Genomic DNA, 3,371 nt, shown 5'->3' on the forward strand with positions numbered 1-3,371 from the left:
GAGATCCATGCACGTGTAGCCGTATTAAATAAATTTACAGAATTAGGCAGACCTCATACCCAAGTTGTAACCTAAATTTTAGCAACTTAGGAAAACTTTACCTTCAAAGGCTTTATGCAACAAAGCCATTTAATAGGCAAAGTATAAGTTAGTACTTAATGTAGAAATTTTATTATGATTTTTAAAAGGGTGTAATCATGGATATCTCATTGAATTATTTTAATAAAGTATATCTTCCTATAATTAAAGAAAATTATAAAATAACTTTTACTAGTTTTAAGGAGGGAGAGGTTTTGGGATTTGGGGATTTAGAGCGAGTTGAGGTCGAAGATAGTAAAATTTTAGGGGGAATCGAATTTTGGAGCTCAGGATGGTTGGGCATTCATTTAATTAATCTAGTGAATGATGAAGAGATATTAAATTCTTTGATTGCTCCAGATGATTGTGTGGATAAACTTGAATTATTAGAGATTTTTTGTAGAAAACTAATGGAGTTAAAAGTGTAAAGATAGTTCTTAAAAATTTATGACCTAAACCTAAAGATGGTATGAATAAAATGAATAATAAAATGTTACTTGTGATTAGAGAAATTCTTCAGTCGCGCTCATCTAATAATTTACATTTAGTTAAATGTCTGTCTGAAGGGAGTTGCACAAAAAATGAATACCAAGAGTTAATGAATTTAGTTGCGATTGAATTGTGTGATAAAGGATTTGATGATACTTCTGAACCTACAAGTTATGGGCTTGAGCTTGAGAAAATAATCGATCAACTTAATCATTTAATTTGGCAATAAAATGGTGAAATAGAAATGTTTAAATTTCATTTAATAACAGATACAGATTCATATTCTGGTGTTTTAGAAGCTAAACAAAAAATTACTTCTAATAAGTTTTATAAATTAATGGAGTCTGAATTTTATGGTAGTAGTGTTAGTGGTATGGTAATTGTTTTGATGTGCCGTGAGCCAGATATTATTTTTAAACCACGACTACGTTTCTCTAAAAAAGAAAAAGTCTTATATATGGATATCATGCTGGATTATCATAAGTTTGTCGTAATGACGCACGAACAACGTGTTACAGCGTTGTGTGAAAAATTATTGCAAGAAATGCCGCCGATTGTTAGAAAGTACAAGTTTGATGATTTTGATTTAGATAAATTAGAGAGTAATCTTACGACTTGGTTTGTTGAACATGGGTTTATCAATCATTTTTAATAATTTTAGATGTTCCTTATAATATCCTTATTTTTAAATTAATACTTAAATAAAATCTTATCTTCAGATCAATCATTAAATTTATAGTAGGAATAATTGTAGGGGAAAATTATGTTAAAATTTTATAAAAAATCAAATGTAAAAAATATACAGATAAGTGTTGATAAATATGTACCACTCACTGTAAATTTTTCTGACAATATTACTTCTGAACTTTATTGGAGAGTTGGGGATGGTATTTCTTCACTTCTTGAAATAGGCTTATTAAATTCAGGTGAGCTTAATTCAATAACTTTGGTTTGTTTTGAAAATTCAGATATTAATTTAGTAACTAAAAAAATTATTGAAATTGAAAACTTTGAATCTGTATTTCCAATTTTTGATACCTCACTTTGGGTAAGTGAAATACTAGAGTATCGCGATACTTTTTTAGATAGTTTTAGTGAAAATTTTACTATTCAATTATTAAATAATATTTTATTTATTAGTTTTTTAAAAAAGGGAATTTCACTAAAACTAATTGGTTCTGATGAAATCGTTTTTTGTATTAATGAATTTGAAGAGCTTTCATTAATAGTCATTAAAAATTTAAGTAATGAAATGATCGAAACTTTACATAATTATTATAGTCTTTAAATTGATAGAGTTTGCCAATTACGACCAGAATAGCTACTGGTCGTGCAACTTACAGATCATTTACGAACTTCTATAAAGAACTTTCATACTCCACATACCCATCTTCAATTGCAGGAATAATCTCTACAAACTCAAAGTAGGGCACTATACAAAATTCAGAGTCTCGAATCGCATCAATCACAAAATAATAATCTTGCAGAGATGTCGTCTCAAACACAGCAACATCACTCGCTTTTGTGCTAAATGCTTCAACGTCATACCAACGAACTTTTACAGTCGGGTACTTCTCAAAAATAGGTTCAAGCTTTTGTTTACTAAACTCAGCCCGCTTTTCACGAGCTAAAGCCAACCAAGCAGGCAAAGCTCTTAAATGAATAAAAAAAGTATAGGTTCTAGACATAACCACTCCATGACTGGGCCGAGTTGTAGTTCAACTGAAAAGACAGCATTTTCTTGTCATATCAACATGACTCAGTCAGTATATGAGTGATTGCTCACATTAAATACTCGCATTTCGGCCCATGTTAGAAACACTTCCAGACCCACGTAAACGCCCGCGTCAAGCACGCTCAGTGGCAACATTTGAAGCTATTTTAGAGGCGGCTGCTCGCATTTTAGAGTCTTTAGGTTTTGCAGGATTTAACACAAATGCTGTGGCTGAACTTGCTGGCGTAAGCATTGGGAGCCTATATCAATACTTTCCATCTAAAGATGCTTTAATCGTCGAGTTAATTCGGCGTGAGCGCGCCAAGCTATCAAATCATATTGTTGAAGCTATACAGCAAGGTGAAGCCGCAGACCTAAAAGAAAAACTAAAACTCATCATACAGGCTGCTGTACAACATCAATTAAGCCGTCCACAGTTGGCACGAACACTAGAGTTTGCTTCTGAACTCATTGGAAAAGACTTGGAAGAAAGTGAACTTCAACACGAGCTTGAAACCATAATTTCTGATCTGTTTATACATTCTGGTATTTCACATGCACAGACAGCCGCACAAGATGTGATTGCTTTAAGTAAAGGAATGATTAACGCGGCAGGCATAGCAGGGGAAAGTGATTTAAATGATTTACAACAGCGAGTTGAAAAGGCTGTATTTGGTTATTTGGGTTTGAGTTAGCGGACATAAGCCAAGGTTTTTGTTTGTTATGTGACATATAAATTGTCATTTTCTATTTCAACAATTCAAAAGTTTAGTAACTCTTACGACATATGAAGGATTTAGATTAGATATTTATCAGCTTTAGAACCAAGAGAGATTACATGAAATTGTGGAAAGTTGATCAATAAGTAATCCTGAAAGGTGACAAATCATTAAAAAAGCCCAATTACTATGAGTTGGGCTTTTGTTAAAAAATAAGACTATGATTTATATCAGATAAAAAAACTGTTATTCCCAAGTAGAAATGTCCTACCTAATAACCAAATAGAAATGTCCTATATGGACATTTCCAAGTCAAGCACAGGATTTAGATTTCGTTCTTGAATTGCTGTTTTCTGTGCACGTCTGCTTGG

6 protein-coding genes are annotated in these 3,371 nt (G+C 32.2%); 5 read left to right on the forward strand and 1 reads right to left on the reverse strand.

The annotated features are described in order from the left end of the window. Positions 1-197 precede the first annotated feature (197 nt). From MSG95_RS18775 to MSG95_RS18790, 4 genes are all read left to right on the forward strand, one after another. Positions 198-506, forward strand: coding sequence for a hypothetical protein (locus tag MSG95_RS18775; protein ID WP_263613001.1), 309 nt, complete (start codon positions 198-200; stop codon positions 504-506). Between the two features lie 50 nt (positions 507-556). Then, positions 557-796 (forward strand): hypothetical protein, encoded by a 240-nt coding sequence (locus tag MSG95_RS18780; protein WP_324645228.1) that lies wholly within the window; start codon positions 557-559, stop codon positions 794-796. 15 nt (positions 797-811) lie between these two features. Next, positions 812-1,219, forward strand: coding sequence for a hypothetical protein (locus MSG95_RS18785; RefSeq protein WP_324645230.1), 408 nt, complete (start codon positions 812-814; stop codon positions 1,217-1,219). Positions 1,220-1,330: 111 nt separating this feature from the next. Beyond that, entirely contained in the window at positions 1,331-1,855 is a 525-nt protein-coding gene (locus tag MSG95_RS18790; RefSeq protein ID WP_324645232.1) for a hypothetical protein, read from the forward strand. Positions 1,856-1,925: 70 nt separating this feature from the next. On the opposite strand, the gene MSG95_RS18795 is transcribed toward MSG95_RS18790, so the two are convergent. After that, complete coding sequence (locus MSG95_RS18795) at positions 1,926-2,255, reverse strand: darcynin family protein (protein WP_324645233.1); 330 nt, start codon at positions 2,253-2,255, stop codon at positions 1,926-1,928. A 121-nt stretch (positions 2,256-2,376) separates the two neighbouring features. Between MSG95_RS18795 and MSG95_RS18800 the strand changes: the two genes are divergently transcribed. After that, positions 2,377-2,976 carry a TetR/AcrR family transcriptional regulator gene (locus tag MSG95_RS18800; protein ID WP_324645235.1) on the forward strand — a complete coding sequence of 200 codons (600 nt, stop codon included), beginning with the start codon at positions 2,377-2,379 and terminating at the stop codon, positions 2,974-2,976. The last annotated feature ends 395 nt before the right edge of the window (positions 2,977-3,371 follow it).

It is taken from the genome of Acinetobacter sp. IK23 (assembly GCF_035615275.1).
Taxonomy (GTDB): domain Bacteria; phylum Pseudomonadota; class Gammaproteobacteria; order Pseudomonadales; family Moraxellaceae; genus Acinetobacter; species Acinetobacter seifertii.